Source organism: Pantoea sp. Ft-CA_14 (assembly GCF_024520875.1).
GTDB lineage: Bacteria > Pseudomonadota > Gammaproteobacteria > Enterobacterales > Enterobacteriaceae > Pantoea > Pantoea agglomerans.
The window spans coordinates 120,239-141,888 of record NZ_JALNPM010000003.1 but is presented as its reverse complement, the minus strand read 5'-3'; the positions used below and the strand labels follow the sequence as shown (position 1 = coordinate 141,888).

Annotated in this window: 26 protein-coding genes and 2 pseudogenes; 16 read left to right on the top strand and 12 right to left on the bottom strand. The window is 49.2% G+C overall.

Going from position 1 to position 21,650, the window contains the following annotated elements:
• Nucleotides 1–79 precede the first annotated feature (79 nt).
• Nucleotides 80–391 carry a flagellar hook-basal body complex protein FliE gene (gene fliE / locus NR195_RS06535; protein WP_003854485.1) on the top strand — a complete coding sequence of 104 codons (312 nt, stop codon included), beginning with the start codon at nucleotides 80–82 and terminating at the stop codon, nucleotides 389–391.
• Between the two features lie 28 nt (nucleotides 392–419).
• Here the strand turns inward: fliE and NR195_RS06530 are convergent, their stop codons facing one another.
• Entirely contained in the window at nucleotides 420–1,751 is a 1,332-nt protein-coding gene (locus NR195_RS06530) for an Arm DNA-binding domain-containing protein (RefSeq protein ID WP_256844311.1), read from the bottom strand.
• On the opposite strand from NR195_RS06530, the pseudogene NR195_RS06525 reads away from it, so the two are divergent.
• The 5 genes and pseudogenes from NR195_RS06525 to NR195_RS06505 form a co-directional block, all read left to right on the top strand.
• A pseudogene (locus NR195_RS06525) lies at nucleotides 1,692–2,414 on the top strand (hypothetical protein); the annotation flags it as partial. The gene NR195_RS06530 and the pseudogene NR195_RS06525 sit on opposite strands and share 60 nt — an antisense overlap.
• Before the next feature lie 7 nt (nucleotides 2,415–2,421).
• The gene (locus NR195_RS06520) at nucleotides 2,422–3,144 is read left to right on the top strand and encodes a hypothetical protein (protein WP_256844310.1); all 723 of its coding nucleotides are present in this window, start codon (nucleotides 2,422–2,424) and stop codon (nucleotides 3,142–3,144) included.
• Between the two features lie 41 nt (nucleotides 3,145–3,185).
• Nucleotides 3,186–4,061 carry a hypothetical protein gene (locus NR195_RS06515; RefSeq protein ID WP_256844309.1) on the top strand — a complete coding sequence of 292 codons (876 nt, stop codon included), beginning with the start codon at nucleotides 3,186–3,188 and terminating at the stop codon, nucleotides 4,059–4,061.
• Between the two features lie 61 nt (nucleotides 4,062–4,122).
• Nucleotides 4,123–5,233: pseudogene (locus tag NR195_RS06510) on the top strand (IS3 family transposase).
• A gap of 24 nt (nucleotides 5,234–5,257) precedes the next feature.
• A complete protein-coding gene (locus NR195_RS06505; RefSeq protein ID WP_256844386.1) occupies nucleotides 5,258–5,722 on the top strand; it encodes a tail fiber assembly protein in 465 nt (154 codons plus the stop codon).
• A gap of 1 nt (nucleotide 5,723) precedes the next feature.
• Here NR195_RS06505 and NR195_RS06500 read toward each other — a convergent pair whose 3' ends face one another.
• Both NR195_RS06500 and NR195_RS06495 read right to left on the bottom strand, forming a co-directional pair.
• Nucleotides 5,724–6,788, bottom strand: coding sequence for an acyltransferase (locus NR195_RS06500; RefSeq protein WP_256844308.1), 1,065 nt, complete (start codon nucleotides 6,786–6,788; stop codon nucleotides 5,724–5,726).
• Nucleotides 6,789–6,808: 20 nt separating this feature from the next.
• A complete protein-coding gene (locus tag NR195_RS06495) occupies nucleotides 6,809–7,972 on the bottom strand; it encodes an acyltransferase (protein WP_256844307.1) in 1,164 nt (387 codons plus the stop codon).
• A gap of 519 nt (nucleotides 7,973–8,491) precedes the next feature.
• Between NR195_RS06495 and NR195_RS06490 the strand changes: the two genes are divergently transcribed.
• On the top strand, nucleotides 8,492–8,815 hold the full coding sequence (locus tag NR195_RS06490) for a phage repressor protein (RefSeq protein ID WP_033787592.1): 324 nt from the start codon (nucleotides 8,492–8,494) through the stop codon (nucleotides 8,813–8,815).
• A 381-nt stretch (nucleotides 8,816–9,196) separates the two neighbouring features.
• Nucleotides 9,197–9,538: a hypothetical protein gene (locus tag NR195_RS06485; protein WP_033787594.1), complete on the top strand. Its 342-nt coding sequence runs from the start codon at nucleotides 9,197–9,199 to the stop codon at nucleotides 9,536–9,538.
• Nucleotides 9,539–9,715: 177 nt separating this feature from the next.
• Here NR195_RS06485 and NR195_RS06480 read toward each other — a convergent pair whose 3' ends face one another.
• A complete protein-coding gene (locus NR195_RS06480) occupies nucleotides 9,716–10,072 on the bottom strand; it encodes a hypothetical protein (RefSeq protein WP_256844306.1) in 357 nt (118 codons plus the stop codon).
• A 467-nt stretch (nucleotides 10,073–10,539) separates the two neighbouring features.
• Between NR195_RS06480 and NR195_RS06475 the strand changes: the two genes are divergently transcribed.
• Nucleotides 10,540–11,427: a benzoate transporter gene (locus tag NR195_RS06475; RefSeq protein ID WP_256844305.1), complete on the top strand. Its 888-nt coding sequence runs from the start codon at nucleotides 10,540–10,542 to the stop codon at nucleotides 11,425–11,427.
• 38 nt (nucleotides 11,428–11,465) lie between these two features.
• On the opposite strand, the gene NR195_RS06470 is transcribed toward NR195_RS06475, so the two are convergent.
• Nucleotides 11,466–11,666, bottom strand: coding sequence for a hypothetical protein (locus tag NR195_RS06470; protein ID WP_010247636.1), 201 nt, complete (start codon nucleotides 11,664–11,666; stop codon nucleotides 11,466–11,468).
• Between the two features lie 319 nt (nucleotides 11,667–11,985).
• On the opposite strand from NR195_RS06470, the gene NR195_RS06465 reads away from it, so the two are divergent.
• Nucleotides 11,986–12,234, top strand: a complete 249-nt coding sequence (locus NR195_RS06465) for a hypothetical protein (RefSeq protein ID WP_010247633.1) — start codon at nucleotides 11,986–11,988, stop codon at nucleotides 12,232–12,234.
• 65 nt (nucleotides 12,235–12,299) lie between these two features.
• On the opposite strand, the gene NR195_RS06460 is transcribed toward NR195_RS06465, so the two are convergent.
• The gene (locus NR195_RS06460; protein WP_022625481.1) at nucleotides 12,300–12,932 is read right to left on the bottom strand and encodes a helix-turn-helix domain-containing protein; all 633 of its coding nucleotides are present in this window, start codon (nucleotides 12,930–12,932) and stop codon (nucleotides 12,300–12,302) included.
• A 136-nt stretch (nucleotides 12,933–13,068) separates the two neighbouring features.
• Here NR195_RS06460 and NR195_RS06455 point away from each other — a divergent pair, with 136 nt between their 5' ends.
• The 3 genes from NR195_RS06455 (at nucleotide 13,069) to NR195_RS06445 (ending at nucleotide 14,198) form a co-directional block, all read left to right on the top strand.
• Complete coding sequence (locus tag NR195_RS06455; RefSeq protein ID WP_010247627.1) at nucleotides 13,069–13,452, top strand: hypothetical protein; 384 nt, start codon at nucleotides 13,069–13,071, stop codon at nucleotides 13,450–13,452.
• The gene (locus NR195_RS06450; protein ID WP_010670838.1) at nucleotides 13,439–13,780 is read left to right on the top strand and encodes a hypothetical protein; all 342 of its coding nucleotides are present in this window, start codon (nucleotides 13,439–13,441) and stop codon (nucleotides 13,778–13,780) included. The genes NR195_RS06455 and NR195_RS06450 overlap by 14 nt, the downstream gene beginning before the upstream one ends.
• A gap of 151 nt (nucleotides 13,781–13,931) precedes the next feature.
• Entirely contained in the window at nucleotides 13,932–14,198 is a 267-nt protein-coding gene (locus NR195_RS06445; RefSeq protein ID WP_010670837.1) for a hypothetical protein, read from the top strand.
• Between the two features lie 38 nt (nucleotides 14,199–14,236).
• Here the strand turns inward: NR195_RS06445 and NR195_RS06440 are convergent, their stop codons facing one another.
• On the bottom strand, nucleotides 14,237–14,476 hold the full coding sequence (locus tag NR195_RS06440) for a DinI-like family protein (protein ID WP_003854508.1): 240 nt from the start codon (nucleotides 14,474–14,476) through the stop codon (nucleotides 14,237–14,239).
• 175 nt (nucleotides 14,477–14,651) lie between these two features.
• On the opposite strand from NR195_RS06440, the gene iraP reads away from it, so the two are divergent.
• Complete coding sequence (gene iraP, locus NR195_RS06435) at nucleotides 14,652–14,951, top strand: anti-adapter protein IraP (RefSeq protein ID WP_010247621.1); 300 nt, start codon at nucleotides 14,652–14,654, stop codon at nucleotides 14,949–14,951.
• A gap of 202 nt (nucleotides 14,952–15,153) precedes the next feature.
• Here iraP and NR195_RS06430 read toward each other — a convergent pair whose 3' ends face one another.
• Entirely contained in the window at nucleotides 15,154–15,477 is a 324-nt protein-coding gene (locus NR195_RS06430) for a DUF6388 family protein (protein ID WP_061703845.1), read from the bottom strand.
• A gap of 254 nt (nucleotides 15,478–15,731) precedes the next feature.
• Here NR195_RS06430 and yedD point away from each other — a divergent pair, with 254 nt between their 5' ends.
• A complete protein-coding gene (gene yedD, locus NR195_RS06425; RefSeq protein WP_010247616.1) occupies nucleotides 15,732–16,205 on the top strand; it encodes a lipoprotein YedD in 474 nt (157 codons plus the stop codon).
• A 100-nt stretch (nucleotides 16,206–16,305) separates the two neighbouring features.
• Here the strand turns inward: yedD and amyA are convergent, their stop codons facing one another.
• The 4 genes from amyA to fliD all read right to left on the bottom strand — a co-directional run bounded on the left by amyA (nucleotide 16,306) and on the right by fliD (nucleotide 20,085).
• Nucleotides 16,306–17,787, bottom strand: coding sequence for an alpha-amylase (amyA, locus tag NR195_RS06420; RefSeq protein ID WP_061901356.1), 1,482 nt, complete (start codon nucleotides 17,785–17,787; stop codon nucleotides 16,306–16,308).
• Between the two features lie 101 nt (nucleotides 17,788–17,888).
• Entirely contained in the window at nucleotides 17,889–18,254 is a 366-nt protein-coding gene (gene fliT / locus NR195_RS06415) for a flagella biosynthesis regulatory protein FliT (protein ID WP_010247612.1), read from the bottom strand.
• Nucleotides 18,254–18,661 carry a flagellar export chaperone FliS gene (fliS, locus tag NR195_RS06410; RefSeq protein WP_010247609.1) on the bottom strand — a complete coding sequence of 136 codons (408 nt, stop codon included), beginning with the start codon at nucleotides 18,659–18,661 and terminating at the stop codon, nucleotides 18,254–18,256. The genes fliT and fliS overlap by 1 nt, the downstream gene beginning before the upstream one ends.
• Nucleotides 18,662–18,672: 11 nt before the next feature.
• Nucleotides 18,673–20,085 (bottom strand): flagellar filament capping protein FliD, encoded by a 1,413-nt coding sequence (gene fliD / locus NR195_RS06405; protein ID WP_256844304.1) that lies wholly within the window; start codon nucleotides 20,083–20,085, stop codon nucleotides 18,673–18,675.
• Nucleotides 20,086–20,420: 335 nt separating this feature from the next.
• Between fliD and NR195_RS06400 the strand changes: the two genes are divergently transcribed.
• Complete coding sequence (locus tag NR195_RS06400; protein WP_137227759.1) at nucleotides 20,421–21,620, top strand: FliC/FljB family flagellin; 1,200 nt, start codon at nucleotides 20,421–20,423, stop codon at nucleotides 21,618–21,620.
• Nucleotides 21,621–21,650: the final 30 nt, after the last annotated feature.

Below are 21,650 nucleotides of genomic sequence, written 5' to 3'. Positions count from 1 at the left end.
TTAGCAGCTTTGTCTCATTGACAACGTGCTAAATTTTCCCCACAGAAAAAATATCATCCTCCTTTATAAGGTATCGTTCATGTCCATTCAGGCAATTGACGGCGTACTGCAGCAGCTTCAGGCGACCTCACTGCAGGCCAGCAACCGCAGCAGTGAAGCCCCTAATCAGATCGATTTCGGTGCAACTATGAAAGCGGCGCTGGATAAGATCAGCGAGACGCAGACCACCGCCCGCACCCAGGCGCAGGATTTTGAGATGGGTAAACCCGGTATCGCGCTTAATGATGTGATGGTCGATCTGCAGAAATCATCAATCTCAATGCAGATGGGTATTCAGGTCAGGAACAAGCTGGTGTCGGCGTATAGCGAAATTATGAATATGCAGGTTTAGGCGGGTAACTGTCTGAAGCGGTTGTGGTTTATCGTACTGCCACTTTAGTGGAGCACGTATGTAGAACAGGATCGCTCATTTTCGTGTTGATGAGTGATAGCTGGTCGGTATTGTTCTCTGACATCCAGGCGCCATAAACCCGGTACACCATCTGCGCATCGGAGTGGCCCATTTGCGATGCAACGTAGTTCGGGTTTGCGCCTGCTGAAAGAGCCCAGCATGCGAACGTATGACGTGACTGATAGGCTTTCCTGTGACGCAGGCCTGCACGCCTCAGTGCGCCGGTCCATATCTGTCCTAATGACTCTGTTGAGTAATATGCTCCGGATCGGCCATTGACAGCGTTCACGCTGGGATTGAACACGAACGTCTTCTGCTCCTCAATTCGCTCGCCATACTCCCTGGTATGAAAGGTGAATGAGGTCTGAGGATACATTCGAGTCAGCTCCCTTTGATCACGCAGAATATCGACAGCTGCATCCATCAGGCATATGACACGGTTTCCGGCTTCTGTCTTCGGTGGAGTGAATAAGCCCTGTGGTGTGAGGTTACGGCTGACTGTCAGCTTCTTCGCTTCAAGGTCCACATCCTCCCAGGCCAGCGCGCATATCTCGCCATGCCGTAATCCTGTCAGGATGGCAAGAGACCACATGTTTGCCGTCTGGCGTGTTGAGCATGCCGCGATGAGGCGAGGGTACTCTTCCCGCGTTATCGGGTCCGGCCGCTTATTTGACTTCTTCAGCGGCTTGATGCCGGTCATCGGGTTTGCCTCTATATACCCGTTGCCATGAGCAAAGGCGAAGATAGCTTTCAGGTCTGCCATGCTGGAGTTAACCGTGGCCGCTGTCCTCCCTTTCTTTTCTATATTCATCTTCCTGCCAGTAAAGTAACTGCCATTCAGAAGCTCAATGCGCAGGTTGAGAATATCTTTCTGCATGACTGACCGGATGTCCTTTCCGTTGCCGATGATATCCAGCGTCACCCTGACGCGGCGCTCTGTCGTGATGTAAGAGCTATTGGCCCAGTCAGGCTTTTTGAGCTTCAGCCATAAATCCGCTACCTCCCTGATCGGCACTGACATCAATGAACCCACTTCATTCTTAAACATTGGTGAGTCGGGAAACTCACTCCGGTAATCAAACGTCCCTGTCTTAATGCGGTAGACGATGTTGCTACGCAGCTCCCCAGCAATCTTCCTGTTTTTGGGTGTGTCGGGTACTCCTATCGCCTCCCACCGTCTTTGCCCCTCATACATGAACCAGATTCTCAGGTGGTTCTTGTTGGGAGCCACTCCTGTCGGATAACCGGGCGTGATAATCCCACTGACACGTATATCCTGATTCAGGCCATTGACGGTCATCAGGCATTTGTTGCCGCGAAGGTCAGCACCACGCTGGCAGCCGGTTAGACGGTGGCAGATTTGCACGCTGCCACAATGCAGAGCTTCCAGCCCTTCAGCGTCACCCAGGGAATTACCTCTCAGATGCCGGATACCGTTTTCCCTCGCGGGCGTGTGATGTATGGCATGGCGCGTGACGTGATGAATAACGTGGCTGACCAGTGCAATGCCAACTGGCAGATTGTTGATGGTCAGGCGCAGATGGTCAGCACTGATAAGTACATCCATGAAGCGATCGTACTGAACAGCCGCACCGGACTTATCGGCATGCCACAGCAGACCATGGGCGCTGGCGTTAACGTGCGATGCCTGATTAACCCTAATATCCGGGTGAGTGGTTTAATAGAGCTGGACCAGGCTTCTGTGTACCGATCAGCACTCTCCAGCGACGAAGTACAGCGGTCGGGTGGGCGGATTTTTGAGACCGAAAATAACGGGAATCTGAGCGTCAACGGAACACTGCAACAGCCCGCAAGTATTGCGACCGATGGCGTTTATATCGTGCGTGGCATTATGTACACTGGTGATACACGCGGACAGGCGTGGTATATGGACATGATGTGCGAAGCGCGTGGCGCAGTTGACCTCCTGGCTGCAACTGCGATGAATAGATATTTAGGATGAATGAAAAGTGAAAACAATAAGACTTTTTTCAGTACTGCTACCACTATTACTAACCGCATGTGCTTGGGATCCTGGTGGATTCAAGGCTCAGGAAAAATGGCTGGCTCAAAAAAAAGAAGAGCAAATAAATAACAAGCGCAAGGCTGCAGAGACAAAGGCCATTCGAGAGGCAAATGAAGATAAAATTGAAGCGCAATTCAAAGCGTCTCATCCTGAGGTTCCCATCGGGGATATGGACATTTCAAAATTTAATAATGTACAAGGAAAATTTGGCACTGCATTAAATAATTTAGGATTCGTAACCCGTTATCCGAATAAGCAAACCTCTGATAATGTATACTTAAAAGTCGGATCCAATGATTTGACCCTTAGACGCTTTCAAATAGCTTTAGAAGAGTACGCAAAGGAATGCAGGCGAGTGTCCGCATATAACAACACTGACTATACGAATTTATGTATTTCAAACTTAACAAAAGCGCTCAATGATTTTTCAGCAGTGTTAAAAAATAGGCGCATACCCAATAAAACTAAAGCAGTTGCTCTAGACGAAGCGACGTTTGGAAACTTTATTGATTTCGAGCATGCGTCGAAACTGGCCATCATGCATACCAAACTTTGCCAGCAGCAAGGTAGTCAAGGCTATGTCGGAATGCTTAGTGTTGCCGCTCCTTGTAATGGGCGGGGCGATGTTTACAGTATCGTTGCAGCTGAAAAGATGGGTTTATTGTAAATCTAACTCTTGTTTATCAACCCGCTTCGGCAGGTTTTTTATTGGAGCAAATATGCCAGTTTCACAACAATCACAGGCTGGCGGTGAATCGCAGGCGTATAAAGCCTTGTCAGATTCCATCTTCTCCATCCGCGTTTCCATGCCTGGCATCATCCAGACCTTTGACCCAATCGCCTGCACCTGCACTGTTCAGCCAGCTATCAGCGGGCAGCGCATCTGTCGACGTTTTAGACAACGGCAACACAGCATCCCTTCTGGCTAACCTTAAGACTGCGTTTAATTTAATTTCACAGGGCAGGTTAACAGCAATCAGAGTTTTTACCGCTTCAGGTACTTATACGCCTTCGGCAGGAACAAAGAGAATTAAGGTGACAGTAATTGGCGGCGGCGGCGGCGGTGGTTCTGCTGCAACTGACGCGAACACACGTAGATGCGGCGGTGGTGGTGGTGCGGGTAATACTGCCATCTCAATGCTAGACATTTCTTCGTTAACTCTGCCGGTATCAATTAATGTCGGCACCGCTGGGGCGGCGGGCGCTGCCGGTGGGGGGGCGGGTGGAAATGGCGGTCAGGGCGGAACTACAACATTTGGGAGCTACATTAATGCGACAGGTGGATTTGGAGGCGGGGGCGGATCACTAGCATCAGACTCATTAACCGCTGTAACCGCGAACGGTGGTACAAGCGCCGCACCAACTACAGGGAATATCCTCAATCAAAGAGGATCTGCTGGCCTTCAGGGTATTGTCGGTAGCAACGCGATTGTTTCTGGGGCAGGTGGAGCTTCAAGTCTTGGTGGCGGTGGAAATCCTGTTGCGGCTGGGGCATCCACTGCTGGTGAAAACGGAATCTATGGCGGCGGTGGCTCTGGAGCTATATCAATCAAATCATCATCGATTTGTAAGTATCCCGCTTAACCGGACCATTCACTTTTAGAGATCTTCCGACATACTGATTATATCCTTCGAGGAGATCACCATGCGAAAAGCCCGATTCACTGAGCACCAAATCATCGCCGTTCTGAAATCCGTCGAAGCCTGACGCACCGTCAAAGATGTCTGCCGCGAAGCGGGAATATCTGAGGCCTCGTACTACAACTGGAAAGCAAAGTACGGCGGGATGGAAGCCTCTGATATCAAAAAGATGAAGGATCTTGAGGACGAAAATCGCCGTCTCAAACAAATGTTTGCCGATCTCAGTCTTGAATGCCGTGCACTGAAAGATGTCATCGAAAAAAAGCTTTAAAACCAGCGATAAAGCGTGAGTTCGTCAACTATCTGACCGCGCAGTTTACGATGAGCATACGCCAGGCATGCAGGACGTTATCGCTGAGCAGGACGGTGTATTGTTACCAGCCCGATACCCGGCGTGATGAAGCGGTGATCCAGGTGCTGACCGGGTTGGCAGAGCGCTATCCCCGCTACGGCTTTAAGAAGCTGTTTCAGTTGCTGCGCAGGCAGGGGCACGTCTGGAACCACAAGCGCGTACACCGGATTTACTGTCTGCTGAAACTGAATTTTCGACGCAAGGGTAAGCAACGTCTTCCGGTGCGCAATCCGGCTCCGCTGGCAACGCCGGAAGCGCTCAATCAGGGCTGGTCTATCGATTTTATGCACGACGCGCTGCTCTGTGGTCGGCGTTTTCGGACCTTCAACGTGGTGGATGATTTTAACCGCGAGGCCCTTGCGATAGAAATCGATCTGAATATTCCTGCGCAACGAATGGTGCGGGTTCTGGACAGGATAGTGGCGAATCGCGGATATCCGCTGAAGATGCGGATGGATAACGGCCCGAACTGATATCACTGGCTCTGGCACAATGGGCTGAAGACCATAGTGTGATGCTGGAATTTATCAAGCCGGGTAAGCCGACACAGAACGGGTTTATTGAGAGGTTTAACAAGACGTACCGGACAGAAATACTGGATTTTTACCTGTTCAGAACGCTGAACGAAGCACGGGAAATCACAGAGCGCTGGCTGAATGAATACAACAGTGAGCGGCCCCATGAATCCCTGAATAACCTGACACCGGAAGAATACCGGCTGATGGCTGAGAAACCGGAAATCTCAAAAAGTGTGTGGAACTAAAGCTGGGATACTTACAGATTGGCCGTGCTGGCGGAGCAGGCGGTGTCGGCGTCGTTGTTATTGAGGAGTACGCATAATGCTAACTATGCTTTAGTGCAAGATAAAAGAGTGGTCAATATGGTTGTGTGGGACGGCGAGGAAGAAGTCAGCTTCGGAAATGACGTTTTAGCCGTGCTGATTCCCGATGGTGAGGCTGTCAGTATCGGCTATTCGTATGATGCAAAGAAGTTTACAGCCCCTGCTCTTACAGATGAACAGAAGGCTGCCCAGGACGCTGCAATTGCATCTATGAACATTACTCTGAAATCCACTCTCATGAACGAGGCAAGTCAGCGTATAAGCGTCCTTCAGGATGCGGTGGACCTTGAGATGGCTACCGATGATGAAACAAAGGCGCTGCCATTATGGAAGAAGTATCGCGTCTTGCTGAGTCGAATCAATGCTGATATCTCCAGCGCTGTTACGTGGCCAGACAAACCAGCATTTTAATTTAATGCAGCGCATTCCCTTGTAACTTCCTTCCAACTTTAATAAACGGCAACTCGACCATCTTGTGCAATACGTATGCAAATGCAATAGCTAAAAGCGTAGACGTGATAAGTTTGGTCAGGTTGCCAGCTTCCGCCCAAAAAAACGGCGGATGCTCAAGAAGAAGATACATTATAAAAAAGTGTGTGATATATATTGAGAATGATATATCACCGAAGAAAGATATAACCCTTGAGTTAAATATTATAAAGTTAGATTCATAAAGTATGATGGCAATAAATAATGGAAGCGCTATGAGATAGAATTTAGTTAATCCAGATCCATAGACCACCTCTGAGAAGTAAAGCCATCCAGAAAGGGAGGCCAATAGCATAATCATAGGAATGGATATGGTTGACCTTAATTTCAGCCATCCTCTCATGAACGCTTCGCAAAGCCACATGCCAAGCAGGAACTCTAAATGAAGAGATGTGCTAAAGAACTTCAAGGCATGATCGGCATAGGAGCTATCCCCAAGGGAAGAAACATAGCTAGAGTTGAGCGACACTGAGCCAGTGAAGGTGAGCTGAAGCAGAAACACCTGAGCTAGCAAAATGGCTGAGGCTACTAGAACCCTATACTTATGATTGGCCATCATTGCCATGCCGAACACAAAATAAAACCAGATTTCGTATGAAAGCGTCCATGCTGGGCCGATAAAGTTAAAATCGAACTCTGGCGCTGGCCTGTTATAGTCCTGAAGAATAAACATGCCTGACTTAATCATTGTCCATATTGGGTGGACGTTGTATCGGATCAGGAATATTGAAGAGATTACCAGTATAAAGAGAAATAACGGATAGATTCGAAAAAATCTCTTCAGAAAGAATCCAGCCACGTTACCTTTCTTTGCAGTGACATAGGTTATAATAAATCCGCTGATCAGAAAAAAAAGGTCAACGCCGAAGCCTCCGTTCAGGAATGCCGTATTAAAAGGCTCAGCCTTGCCAATATACATAAAAGAAAAGTGAAACAGAACCACAAGTAAAGCTGCAAATCCGCGTGTGTAATGTATTGACTTTAGCATTTGAATTCTCACTAAAATAATCAGCTAAAAGGCTTAAGAGTGTTTTTATTTTCGTCTGTAAATTTTGAAGCTACTTTTCTTCCATAGTTACGAAGTGGCTTTTCAATAATTCTAAAATTTAACTCTACGACTAACACGGTAATTAATATTGCCATAGTGGTCATAATGAAGCACAATGATAATGTCTTCGAGGGCGGCTGACCAATTGCTATGTAATATCTTATCGTGCTTTCTTGGATAAAATAAATGACAGGCATGTGTATTACATATATTGCATATGATCTTGATCCAATCCAGAGAAGTGTCTTTCTTAGTGGCTCAGGGCAATAGATATATTTTTTATTGAATGAAGCGACAAAAACAAGAACAGCGCTTACTAAAGCCAGCATTCCAACCATAAATCGGCATTCGTGAAGTGCTGGTATGCTAAACATTAAATAGCACAGCGCGACCGCAGTTACACACAATGAAAAGGCTTTACTCTTTAATAGTTTAGGCTCAAACCTCAATGTCCTGCCATCCATGTAAAAAATTGAAAGAACAACCCCCCAGGAAATAGAGTCCATCCTGAAGTTCATCAGGTAAGTATCCTGCCTAAGAATAAAAAACTGTATTGATATCATAACAATCAATAATGGTGTTCTAAATTCTTTTTTGGTGAAGATGATAAAAAATGGCAATATAAAGTAAAATTGCTCTTCAAGATTAAGTGACCAAAATGGCCCCATGCTTGTTGGTAATGAATTAACAAGCATGTAATGGCTCAGCAAGTTGTAGGTGTAGGTAAGTATACTTAGGGCCTGATAAAAATTCCACTTTGTGGAGCCGAATGCACCAGATATATTATAGGTGAATGTCATGAATAGAATTATTGCTATCCATAAAAAAGAAGTAGGAAAAAGACGGAATGCCCGCTTAATAAAGAATGACTTTATTACTCCTGATGAGCTAATACCCTGATCTTTGCACTTATCAATTAAAGGGATTAGTGAGCAACTAACAACAAATCCTGAAATGCATAAAAACAAATCTACGCCAGACCAGAATTGCAAAAAGGTATTCACCTTTGCAAAAAATGAGTGACCACTCCAGAAATATAGCGAAGGGTAATGCTGCACCAGAACCATGATGATTGCGAAAGCGCGCAGAATTTCAATATCGCTGTTTGGTCTCAGCTTTTCCATTTGGCCTCAGATGTGAATGTTAAGCGGCAAGATAGTACCAACCAATCTCTCTGACTGGTAGTCATAAAAAAGCCACGGCGACGGGGCGGATGGTACCGCGCCAGTCTCAGCAGGCTGCGGGTCTGATTTGAGATTAGTCACTGCCAGCGCCCGATGCCCATCAAAAACTTCTTTCCCCTCAATCCCTTTACAAATCTGTGAACTGGTCCGCCTTGATCAAAAGTACCGATCGATATTACTGCTTATTCATACAGTATTTATCAGAGGAGGATTTATCATGGCGAGAGAGAGTGACATACAGGCGGCGTTCATGAGCGCGATAACGAAGGACCCCCGATGCAGGCAGATACTCACCACTGCTGCGTTCCAGAAGCGTCTTGATGACGTAAACTACGTGTGGACGCTGCAGGAGTGTAACCGGTAGATTCGGCGTTACCAGAACTTCTTCTTCGAGCTGGTTACCGAGGAGAGCGAAAATAAGACCTGGGCGCTCCGCAACATGGGATACGTGAGGTAGCTATGGGCTTTCCATCACCAGCATCAGACTACATCGAAAAGCGCATCGACCTGAACGACATCCTGATGCCGTACCGGAACAACATGATGCTGATCGAGACGCCGGACGGATTCGTGCTGGCCGACAAATCAGTGAAGCCAGAAAATGGCGATAAGGTTGCATTTCAGATAGGCGAGTTCCCGCAGCTGGGCAGGCTGTTCAGGACGGGAATCATAACCTCAGACGGCGAGACGATTGACGGAGAAGGGCTTGAGGGGGTTATCGTGCTTGGGAAGGTTACGGCGGAGGTCGTGTCCGTGCATGAGCCAAGCAGGCCGATAATTTAGCCGTAGCACACATGTAGCACAAAAAAATACCGCAAATCACCTCAATACCACCACCACGGCAGTTTGTGACTTGCGGTATGTCTCTGTAAAACCACGCCTCAACGCACATCAACCTGTTATGCTAAATATTCAAAGTGAAATTATGAATATGCAGGTTTAGTGAGCTGATTCCGCTGAACAAGGCACGCCTGCGTGGAGGCGATGAGGGAGTGGGATGCCAGCATCAAGGCCGATCCCTTTGCTGAGTCTATGACCTTGTACTGGCGATAATGCAGGTGTCATTGACTATACTGCTCTTTATTACGAGCCGTGCAGCAGGGAACTCACTCTTCGGTGCAGACGACCCGACCCCTCATCACCCATCAGCAGGACGCCAGCCCAATGCTAAAAAAACTTATCCTTATCGCATCGTTAATCAGCTTATCGGCTCCAGCCTTTGCTGCCACGCAGTGCGGGCCGTTCTATCTTAAACCTGACAAGAGCGGCTGGTTCTCGGTGAATGGAGAACGCGCAAAAACGCAGAAAGTCACCTTTGCGAAAGAGAAGGGCGATTACGATAACGCGACCGTCAAACTGCTGGTGAAAAACAGCAAAGCGCCGGGGATGGTGGATATGGAACTGACGAACCGTCAGGGCAAAGGGCTGTTAAGAGCTGAAATCGTCCGCACCAGCCAGAGTCAGATCCGCATACGAGGTGCTTATGATTGCGAACCGGCTAAATAGGCTGAGCTTCGGCTGCCCACTCCTGAACATGGCATAGCCCGGAAGCGAGCGTGATAAAAACCTTTGAATAGAAGAGTGCAAAAGGTTGTCAGGCAAGCGCTTGTGCTCGGGCTGGCCTGACAACTTATTCTGTCTCCTGGTCATCCATCCTGCATCACGCACATGCCGACGCGGCATTTAATGTGATGTTTTGCACCGTGCGATCATCCCTGAAACTGCTGTGCTGATATCTGATGCTTTTGGATCATAGTAAAATGTCGCACTGGTCTGATGATGGCTGAACTTTGCAATTTCAACCCAGGCTGCGGTTTCATCATCCTGCTCAAGATTATATCGCTTCGTGCCATCCGGCAGAGGTTCATCCTGCTCCAGATAGAGTCTTTGATCCTGTGCTGCTACGCTAAGGCAGGATTCAACCTGAAAAGGATGACCGTCGAAATAAGCGGTTTTTGTTGTCGGGTGTAATCCAACCCTTCCCATATCTACGCATCCGCCCAACAGACTTATGCTCAGGGCAATAATGATCTTCTTCATGAACGAAACCATCATAGTTATTTTGTTGACCAATAATATCCGGATATTGATCGTATCGCTCATTTTAATTAAAAATCTGCGCTTGATATTGCTAGCGTTACGGACTAAATGTAACATTCTTCGCAACGCATTATGATGTAAGCAACGAGCATAAAAAAAAGGTAGCCGCATAAGATGACTCATGCTGCCTGCTGGTGTTAACCGTTGTCAGGTGAATGTCAGGTAAATATCACTCTGAATGGTTGCTCATCATATCGTTAGTCTGCTTTGTGGCGGATGCCCGAAAATCATTGCCTGCAGCCTTTGTTAGCCAGTTTATTATAAACATAGATAGTTTTACGCAGTACATTACACACACATCAGGTTCACTAAAAAACGACCCAACAAAAGGCGTTATACCTCTGTTGTGTTACGCATGTTGAGGTGTCCTGATGAAAATCCTTACTACTTAAGTGCCTCTGAATATTATGATTTATGACTGTTTTTTGTACTACGATGAAGATATCTTGCTTGAGATGCGTCTGAACACGCTTGAGCATGTTGTTGATCGGTTTGTCATTGTGGAATCGCGCTATACCTTTACCGGAAAACGCCGGGAAAAGCTTCATTTTGATATTGAGAAGTTCGATCGTTTCCGCGATAAAATTATTTATATTGTTAACGATATTGCGCCCAGATTTTATCAGGAAGCCTTTAAATCGAATAGTTCTCTGGTTAATGCGGGTGAGACTGATCCCTGGGAAAATGAAGCCACTGCACGTAATCAGATTATGCAGGGGCTGGCCGGCGCGCAGGATGATGATATTGTTATTGTGTCAGACGTCGATGAAATTCCCCGACCCGAGGCGATAAAAGCATTCAGTCATCAGCATCTTTGCACGACGCTACATCAGCAATATTTCAATTTTAAATTTAATGTCCGGGTTTTAAATGACGACGGCACACCGCGCTGTGCCACACTGGCGAAAATGGTGACCTGTAAAACGCTGCGAGACTTTTTTATGGGGCAACCGGAATTGCTTCGCAATGTTAAGCGTCGTGGTACACCGATACGCGAGAACTGGTGGCGCTGGAAGTGGCTAAATTTCCGGACAAAAACCGTTAAGAATGCAGGGTGGCATTTTTCCTGGGTAATGAGCGATGAGCGCATCAGTGAAAAAATGTCTTCGATTTCTCATACCGAACGTAACTGCCCCGAATTTAACAATCCGGATCATATACGGCGCTGCGTTGAGAACAATATTGATATCTGGAATCGTCCGCGAAGGATGGAGATAGTGCCGGTGACATCCGAACATTTTCCAGCCTGGCTGGTTGAAAATCAGTACCAGCTTGCCGATCTCATTAAATCTTAACGCTGACCAGCGCGCCCAGCGGGCGCGCCTCTCGCAGATCAGCTTGCCTTGTAAGGATCTTTTTTGTCATCCTGGCTGTCATCATTTTTGCGCGGCACTTCGCCATGATCTTTCGGCGCATCAGTGGCAGGATGATCATCTTCCTCGTAAGCATTACCAGCGTTTGGAGCGGCTTCCGGCAGGCTTTTGCTGACATCACCTTCTTTCTTACGTTCTTCATTCGTATTGTGCTTAAACATAACTCTCTCCTTTTATTCCAGTCTCTTAAGTTTAGACCAGCACTGACATCCCGCATGCGCAGCGGATTAAAGAAGAAAAAAAAGCCCGCCAGCGGCGGGCTAATCGGAGTTTCTCTCATACTGAACACGTCATTTTTCGATGTTTGGGTGTGTACAGCAGGTTCATGCTAACCGGGAATCCCTGATGCAGTAATGGACAAACCTGCCATGTCGCTTGCGGCAGGTCACATTCCCGTCGATAAACAGATCGATAAATAAATTCGATTGAACGGATTAGCAAAAGGCATATAGTGGCCTGCGTTACCAGGAGATAGAAATTATGTTAAGAGACTATTTAAAGATTGAAGCTGAAGATCAGTTAATCGAACAACGCTCGCTGAGCCTGAAAAATCGTGGTCAGGAAGAGGTCACCGAATGGATTATTGTAAATAGCCAGGGAGTTAAAAAAGGCGGCGTAACCCTGTTCGATAAACTCAGTACCCGCCGCTCATGGCCCGTGAATTACCGCATTATGCAGACCGATTTGCAGGGCAAAGTGGTGGTAGATCAACTGACCGATGCCCTGTAACTGTCCGGTTATAAACTCAGCCACTGTTGTACGATGAAAAGTGAACCCGCGCACGGCGGGTTTTTTTATGGCTGGCGGTAGCGTCGCAGTTCCACCAGCGTACCAATCAGCTTCAGGCTGTCCCGGCTGGATTGCAGCTCAGGGAAGTTGATATTGACCGGTGCCAGTTCAAACTGCATGACGCCATTTTCACTGCCGCGCTGACGCCAGGTGCGTAGCAGCACGACCTGCTGCTGCAATGCCAGCACGCAGTCGCCGGGCTGAGGTGACTGCGTGGGATCGATGATCACCACATCATTCCGCAGAATCGCGGGCGTCATCGCCTGTTCTTCCACCCGGAAGGCAAAGCTCTGCTGTGAAAGCGCCATGTCGTTGTGCATCAGCAGTTCATGCCGGACGGAACCGGCCTCGCTCAGCCATCGCGGCACGTCGCGCTGTGCAAGCAGTGGGATCTGGTGCAAACCACTCCAGGCGCTTTCGCTGAAAACAGGACCATCCCCATCTATCAGAAAAGCCGGTGCGCAGCCCAGCGCTTCGGCGAGCCGCAGCAGGTTCTCACCGCGCGGCAGCGTCTCCTCTTTTTCCCATTGCGAAATCGCCACATGGGACACTTTTACCTGTTGCGCCAATTGCTTCTGCGTTAACTGCAGCGATTTACGTCGGAGTCGGATGCGGTCACCCAGCGTTTCGTTTTTCATAAGCTTGACTTTTTGGTTGAGAGTGACTTAAGTATACTTAAGCCTGGTATTTAAGCAATCTTAAATTTCATGCGGGGGACGTGGCTAAACAGCACGCAGTAAGTTCCAGAGACCTTACCGTACAAAGGGGTGTGGCATGGAAAGTAGTCTGATTACCAGTATGGGTGCGTTAGTTCTGGGTGGGGGGGCAGCAGCACTGTTCTGGAAACCGTTATTGGCGGGAATTGCGTCAATCGTAACCAGTAATCGAGCCGGCGGCGAAATTATTACCAGCTACAAAGAGCAGGTGGTGTTGCTGAAAGAGAGCAACCTGCTGATACGGGAGGAGAACGATGAATTACGCGAACGGCACGACAGGAATCTGCGGCGTATCTCGACACTCGAAACGGATCTTCGGTTAATCAAGAATGCGGTAGGGATTTTACTGGCAATGACCGAAACCGATCAGAACGATAAATTTCGTAATGAGATTGATCGGCTTATCTCAACTCTGGAGGATCGCAGTGATGGCCACGATTAATAGCACTAAGGCACCGATGTCTTACCGGCGCAAAGTTATCCTCGGCTGCGTATTGCTGAGCTGTTCGATGATTTGCATCCTGATGACGATCATTTTTCTCTACGTCAGTAACACCGCAAACAAGCGGGTCGAGGAGATTCGGGCGGATTACCGCTTAATTGCGGCGCGGCGTGATGACAGAGTGGAGCTGCTGACCGATCAGGTTGCAGCAATACAGCACAAGCTGGATGCAATACCGGATCGCATAGCCGACAAAACGGTCATAAAAGTCAAAGAGGTCGTCACTGAGAGTGAGGTGCCAGCCGTGAAATCCGGTCATAAACCATAACTTCCGATTATTCTTAATGCGGCTTCGCTATTATCGACTAGTTTTAAATATACGGGCAACATTTTGTACCTGAATGCAGGCCCGCTGATTGGCCGGTTGATGAACCGCTAAGCCTACTCACTTTGGATAGATGACCAGAAGGAAATTTAGCATGAGCGATTCAACAGAAACCAAGACCAAAACTGAATATCTGCGTGACGTGACTTCTCAGCTAAAAGAGATGCGTCACTATGCTCAGACCAACACCGAAACCCTTTCCAGCCAATGGTTAGCGTTTGATGCGGGTGAGTATAAAGACAAGACCAACGCCGACCGAATCGATGCGTTGCTTAATAAGCAGGGTAAACTGCTGGAAGATCTGGATGCCGCGATTCAGGACATCGAGATTGAAGTTAATCACAGCGAGCAGGAGAGCTAAGTCATCTCCCGCTAACTGATGTGGTGGCCGTTAAGGGATTAATCGGCCACCAGCCACATTTCCGCTTCGTCGAACATCTCTTCAACAATCCGCGCAACCGTCGCTTTATCGTTCTTACTCAAATCAGTATCAATCGCGTTACGTTCCATCGGCTTGACCTTAACTTCAATGTCAGGAAACACCCGATGCACCCGCTTTTCCAGCTCCTCACGAATCATCTCGCGAGCACCCGGTAAACCGGCAACGTTGCGCTTGTCATAAATCAACTCAACAAACATGATGGCAATCCATTCAGGGCAAAATCGCTGACATATAATACTGTAAATAAAAACAGTAGCAAGGCAGCGCGCCTGATTTCGTGTAAATTTTTATCTCGCATAAACCTCAATCTTCGACTAGCAAAATGCGCACGCATCGCGACATAATGGCGGCTTACTTTTCAGGAGGTCCGCGATGCGACAACTGGTAATTGATATTCTGCTAAAACTGGCAAAGATGGACGTCGATGCAAAAGAGTTGACGGCGCAGCTTGAAGCGCAGTCCCTGCTGGTTGCGGCGCTGCTGGTGCAGGCGAAACAGGACAACTCGCTGACTATTTCAGAAACGGTGCAGGATGCCATTGTTACCGCTTCGCAATCTTCGACCGAGTTTCTGCAGTCTGATGTGGATCTGCTACTGACGCATATTAATCGTCTGCTGGCGGTAGCGAGTTATGTTGAAGTAAAGGGTAAAGCGACGGAAGGTGAAGGGTAGGGGCGGATAAAAAAATTCGCCTCTGGAGGTGGAATTGAGACAACACCTGCAGAGGCAGTGCATCAGCACTATTCGTTAAAGGACAATCACGACCTGAGTCGCACGCCGAAGTTATACACTTTCCCCTGTTTAGTACAATTTTATCTGCAGTGCCGAAACTGGTTGGAGGTGTGTGCAAGATACAACTTCAGCGCGGCCCTGATTAGAGCTCGTTTTTGATGCAAAACTCTTCCCAGCTCATCCCCAGCGACTCAGCATGAGATTTGAGATAAGTCTCGATAGCTTCAGCCGCCACCGCTTTATCCGACTCAGCGAGCTGAATAGAAAAGATCATTCCATCCAGATTCTTCTGCCGCAAAAAGGCCGCATAGATACGTTCGGCATGCCATTCGCGCAGCTGTCGCAGTGACAGGTTAGCCGCACGGGCGTCGCTCTCCGTTAATTCATCAAGCGCAGACTGAAAGTCGGGATGCGCGGTAAAAAACATCTCGCGCGCCTGGGCATAGTAGGCTTCTGGCGTTTTCATATTCATATTCCTGAAAGTCTGTTGCAGCGCGTCAGTGTAGCGGGTTGTCTTCCGCTTGTCAGGCGTGACAAAGGCCGGAGTTTGCATCAGTTCAGCCTCTGAACTTCCGGTCAAAAACCTGACCGTGGAGCTCACTGCGGGATAAATTCTGGCGCAATCAGGGTCTGCGTGGTGTTTGAACACCCAGATACCTTGCGCAACGCGGTGGAAAAATTATAACGTAGCCGCCATTGATGAGATCTTAGGGATTAAACATGAAAAAGTGGATGCTGATTGCCGCGCTGGCACTGAGTGGCTGTGCACAAATCAACGATTATGAAAATGCGGTGCAAACGCCGGCGCCCGCTGATCTGCAGGGAACCTGGCAAACCGTCGGCCCACAGAGCAGCCTGATCAGCGACAAGGCGATAGCCAGTGTGATCATCAATGCGGATGGCAGCACGCTGGACTGCCGTCAGTGGATGCGGGTGATTGCGAAGCCAGGCAAACTGACCCGGTTAAGCGGCGATTATGTCAACGTAACGCGTCAGGTGCGGGTGATGCCGCTGGTCGTGGAGAATGGCGAGCTTAGCTATGACAGGATGACTCTGCGTAAAGTGGCGCGTCCGACCGTTGAGTGTCAGCAGGCGCTGGAAGAGGTGGCGAAACAGCCGAAAGCCGCCGTGATTCAGAACATCGAACCGCAACTGCTGCGCACACCGATTACAGAAAACAACGCGAAGTCATAACAGCCGGACCATAACAAAACCGCCCCGACGGGCAGAGCGCACTTCACGCTTCTGCCTGCCGGGGCGGTTTTAGTTTTGAGTCATTTCTTCGGCAACGACCTTATTCTGCCACCACCCAGACGCTGACACTGCCACCGTTACAGACAAAGACCGCCGTGCCGTGCTCGTCGGCAGTAATGGTCTCTTCCCGATTCCCCAGATGATCGCGCCAGACCTTACCGGCAAAACCTTCACCCATCGGCACGCTTTTCTCACCGGCATCGCCGTTCGACATGATCACCACACAGCCTGGCTGTGTTTCGGTGCCGCTGCGGCTGAAGGCCACGCAGTTTGGGTGATCAAAATAGTCGGTCTGCACGCCCCAGCCATACTGCTGGCGCGCCCGGATCAATCCTTCCAGTTCAGGGATTACCGGCATCTCAATTTTGTGCTTCTCGCCGTCGCCGCCTTCATCTTCATAGGTCGCGCCGAACAGGTCGGGATAGAAGATGGTGGGCACACCCTGCTCACGCAACAGGATCAGCGCATAGGCCAGCGGTTTAAACCAGGCTTCTACCGGTGCTTCCAGCGACTGCAGCGGCTGGGTGTCGTGGTTAGCCACGATCGTCACGGCATGCCACGGATCAGCGACCACCAGCGAGTTAGCAAAGATCTGGCTCATGTCGTAGGCGCTGCCCGCGGTTGAGGCCTGGTGGAAGTTCATGTGCAGTGGCGCATCAAACAGCATGGTTTTGCCTTCTACCTGATGCACATACTCCTGCAGCTTCTCCGTTTCAAACGACCAGTATTCCGCGACGATAAACATCGGCTCCTCAGCAACCTCCTGAATATGGTCGATCCACTCTTTGTAGAACCAGGCCGGGATATGTTTTACCGCATCGAGACGAAAGCCGGTGCAGGGCACCTGTTCCATCACCCAGCGCGCCCAGTATTTGAGCTCTTCCCTGACCGCGTTGTTGCGGAAATCGATGTTGGCGCCCATCAGATAGTCGAAATTACCCAGCTCGTTATCAACCTGGTCGTTCCAGCCTTCGGCGGTGTAGTCATTGATGATTTTGAATACGCCGTTTTCGTCCGGATTTTCGATGTGGTCTACGCCGCTAAAGCATTTGTGGTCCCAGACAAATTTCGAAAACTCTCCGGCGCGTGCCGGAAAAGTGAATTTCGTCCAGGCCTCGCACTCGACCACTTCGTCGTAGATTTCATCGCGGTTATCGGGATTGACGCGGTTAACGCTAATCGTCTCTTTTTCGTCGGCACCCATTTTGTGGTTGAGCACCACATCCAGCAGCACCCCAACGTTGTGACTGCGCAGGGCTTCTGTTGCCGCCAGTAACTGCTGTTTGTCGCCATATTTGGTGGCAACACCCCCTTTCTGATCAAATTCACCCAGGTCAAACAGATCGTAGCTGTCGTAACCGACAGAATAGCCCCCCGAATCCCCTTTGTAGCACGGTGGCAACCACGCCATGGTGATACCTATTTCGCTGAGCCAGGCCGCACGATCGGCGACTTCCGGCCACAGTTTGCTGCCATCCGGGTAATACCAATGGAAAAACTGTAATAACGTTGGGTTTTGCATGTACCACACTCCAGGGGATGATGAAAATCAAGTATGGAGTAAGCGGCAAAAAAGAGACGCCGCGCAGAAAAATAAATCTGGCGGCGTGACAGAGCAGGGGATCAGGAGAGGGTTTCGTGCGGCACCATAACAACGCCGCCTTGATTGCTATAAGCGGACATCACCGATTTCTGGCGACTGTTCTGACCCACCAGTGAGGCCAGCTCATCCATCCGCGCCTGCAGCAGACGTTTCACTTCACATTCGTTATCGAGAATACGGCGCAGCACCGGACGTAACTGCTCCTGAGTCTGTGCCGACGGCGACACGGCTTCTGTCGATTGGGCTAAGTTCTGCACCGCACTGACATACTCCATCTCCCTGCTGATCAATTCATCCCATTCGCCTTGTGCTGCATGACGCAGCATTCCCTGGCTGAGATCGAGTAACTGTTGGTAAACGGTAATCAGATGCGGTGCAGTAGTCATTAAACGGCGTCCTGAATCAGGTTAGGTTGAACCACTTCTTTCCACGCGTCAGCAATGTTGCGCAGCAGGCCTTCGACCTCCTCGACTGCTGCAACATCATTGTTCAGGTTGGCATGCAACAGGCGACGCGTCATGTAGTTGTAAAGATCCAGCAGATTATCGGCCAGCTCATCACCACGGTTTTCAGTCAGGCCCTCTTTCAGGCCGGCTTCGATAATATTGATCGCTTTGGAGATAGAGTTGCCTTTGCCTGCAATATTGCCATCCTGCATAAACAGGCGGGCGCGGATTAACGCGCTCAGGGCACCGTCGAACAGCATCACAACCAGCTGCTGCTGGCTGGCGCTCATCACGGCGCTTTCTACGCCAATTTTTGCATAGGCTTTGGTGCCTGTAGCGCTGTACATGGTCACTCCTGTTATTTTTTAGACGAATCGGACGTGTCGAACTGCTGCGTCAGATAGGTGCTGGTCGAGTTGAGTTTACTGATGGCCATATCCAGCTGAGTAAATTGCGTTTTATAGCGTGCGATATCGGCATCAATACGATCGCTGGTGGTGTTATAGAGGGTGGTTAACCTATTCAGTGTTTTACTCACGCCATCGGTGGCGGACTGAATAATCCCTTTAGTAGCCAGCCAGTCAGTCAGCTTGCTGTCGATTTTAGCGGCGATACCGGTTTTACCGTCACCTACGATCATCGCTTTCACACCTGCAGCATCTTTATCCAGTGCGCTGTTCAGCTTGGTCGAATCCAGTTTTAATGAACCGGTGGTGGGGTCGGTGGTGACACCAATCTGACTCAGTGATTTAAAGGTAGATGTGCTCTGCGAATTAGTGAGCATGCTTTTCAGCTGCGTCTCAATCGTCCGTAACGTACTGTCACCCAGCAGGGCACCATTACTGGAGTCCTGTGCATCGCTGTTGGTATCGACTTTGGTGAATTTGGTCAGGGTATTAAACTGATCCAGCAACGTATTGTAGGCATCCACCCAGGCACTGATGGCGCTGGAGGATTTTGAGGTGTCTTTGGTAATCGTCAGCGTCTCATCGCCAACTGTCTTCGCGGTCAGATTTAAAGTAATCCCTTCCAGCGCATCGCTAATCTGATTGCTGCTGTTTTCAATCGCAACATTGTTGACCGTCAGTTTGGCATTCTGCGCAGCGACGCTCTGGGTCATCACGTTGCTGCTGGCGGATGCGTCAAAGCCCACAATCCCCTGTAGCGTGCTGTCACCAGTGACGGCGATGGTTGCCACCGCATTGTCGCTGCCGGTTTTATTGGCGCTCATTGAGAGGCGGAAGCTGCCGTCTGATACCTTAATGATGCTGGCGGTGACGCCGGCATTGGCGCCGTTGATGGCGTCACGCATGCCGGTCAGCGAAGTCTGATCGCTGGAGAGCGTTACGCTTTTGCTTGTGCCATCTTTTAAGGTAATCGCGATGCTGCGGCTGGCCACGGAGCTGTCGCCCAGCGCGGCGGTGTTGCTACTCTGTACTCCTGAGGTCAGAACCTGCGCCTGTGCCAGCTGCGTGACGTTAATGGCATATTTACCGGCCACGGTGCTGCCAGAAGTGGTAGCGCTGAACGCTGTGGAGCTACTGGCCGCAGTCGTAGCGGTAAACAGGTCAGCACTGTTCAGCTTGGTATTAGCAGCCTGGAAAGTTGTCAGTGAACTTTTCAGGGTGGCGTAAGCACTGAGCTTGGCCGTATAAGCTGTCTGCTGAGTAGAAATAGGTTTGAGTGAAGCTTTTTCAGCGGTGGTCAAACTGTCAAGCATGGTACTGAGTGGCAGGCCGGAACCCACACCGAGGTTGCTTATACTAGCCATATTAATTCCTTTATAAGGTCGACAGAAAATTGATACCTGGGTTATCGGCCTTGAATAAGGAAAGTTTAAGGTTATTTGCCTTAGGGTAATGAGGTAAATAAGCACTATAGAGAAGGGTAATTCAGCGGCTAGAAAATTAATGAATTAAGCCTAAAGAAGTTCGGGCGGGTGGCGATAACTTAAAACGTGACAGGTTGAAGCAGAAAAATTCGCCTGGTACTAAAAAAATTCTAAAGGTTGTTAAACGGCAGACGATAACAACTTTGACGGCGCTGAAGCCGGCGGGTTGAAGCCCACACCTTAACCGAAAGACTTGATTAACAGGAAAATTCATCATGGCCCAAGTCATTAATACCAACAGCCTCTCGCTGATCACTCAGAACAACATCAACAAGAACCAGTCAGCTCTGTCTACTTCAATGGAGCGTCTGTCTTCTGGTTTACGTATCAACAGCGCGAAAGATGACGCTGCTGGTCAGGCAATTGCCAACCGTTTCACCTCTAACATCAAGGGCCTGACTCAGGCTGCTCGTAACGCTAACGACGGTATCTCTGCTGCGCAGACTACTGAAGGCGCACTGTCAGAAATCAACAACAACTTACAGCGTGTTCGTGAACTGACTGTACAGGCTTCAAGCGGTACCAACTCAGCTTCTGACAAATCTTCAATCCAGGACGAAATCAAATCCCGTCTGAGCGAAATCGACCGCGTATCTGGTCAGACTCAGTTCAACGGCGTGAACGTGCTGGCTAAAGATGGCTCAATGAAAATTCAGGTTGGCGCTAATGATGGCGAAACTATCACCATCGACCTGAAGAAAATCGACTCTTCTACGCTGAAACTGAACACTTTCAACGTGAATGGTCCACAGGGTACACCTACTGCTGCTGCAGCTGCTGACTTCCAGAGCGTTTACGGTTCTACCAGTAACGTATCTAAAGCCACTGTTGCAGAAGGTACTGCTAACAGCCTGGCGACTCGTCTGGGTGTTGCTAACGCAAACGTCACTGTTACTGCAGACAAAGTGTATAAAGATGACAACGGCAACCTGTTCGCTAAAGTTAACGTGAAATCAGCCAGCGATGCAGAGACCAACAGCCTGAAAGCGAACGGTTTTGACATTGCTAACGGTGCAAACCAGGACTTCTACGTTGCAGTTGATGCGAAGGCTGCAGTAACGACTGCTGGTGGCGATACCGCTGCGTTCACACTGGATACGGCTAACATGAGCCTGTCTAACGTGACCTCGGGTTCAACTTCTGATCCACTGAAAAAGCTGGACGAAGCGATTGCCAGCGTTGATAAGTTCCGTTCTTCACTGGGTGCGATTCAGAACCGTCTGAACTCAGCCGTGACTAACCTGAACAACACCACCACTAACCTGTCTGCAGCACAGTCTCGTATTCAGGATGCTGACTACGCAACTGAAGTTTCAAACATGTCTAAAGCGCAGATCGTACAGCAGGCTGGTAACTCAGTGTTGGCTAAAGCTAACCAGGTTCCACAGCAGGTTCTGTCTCTGCTGCAGGGCTAATCACCCAACTTATAAAAGACAAACCCCGCT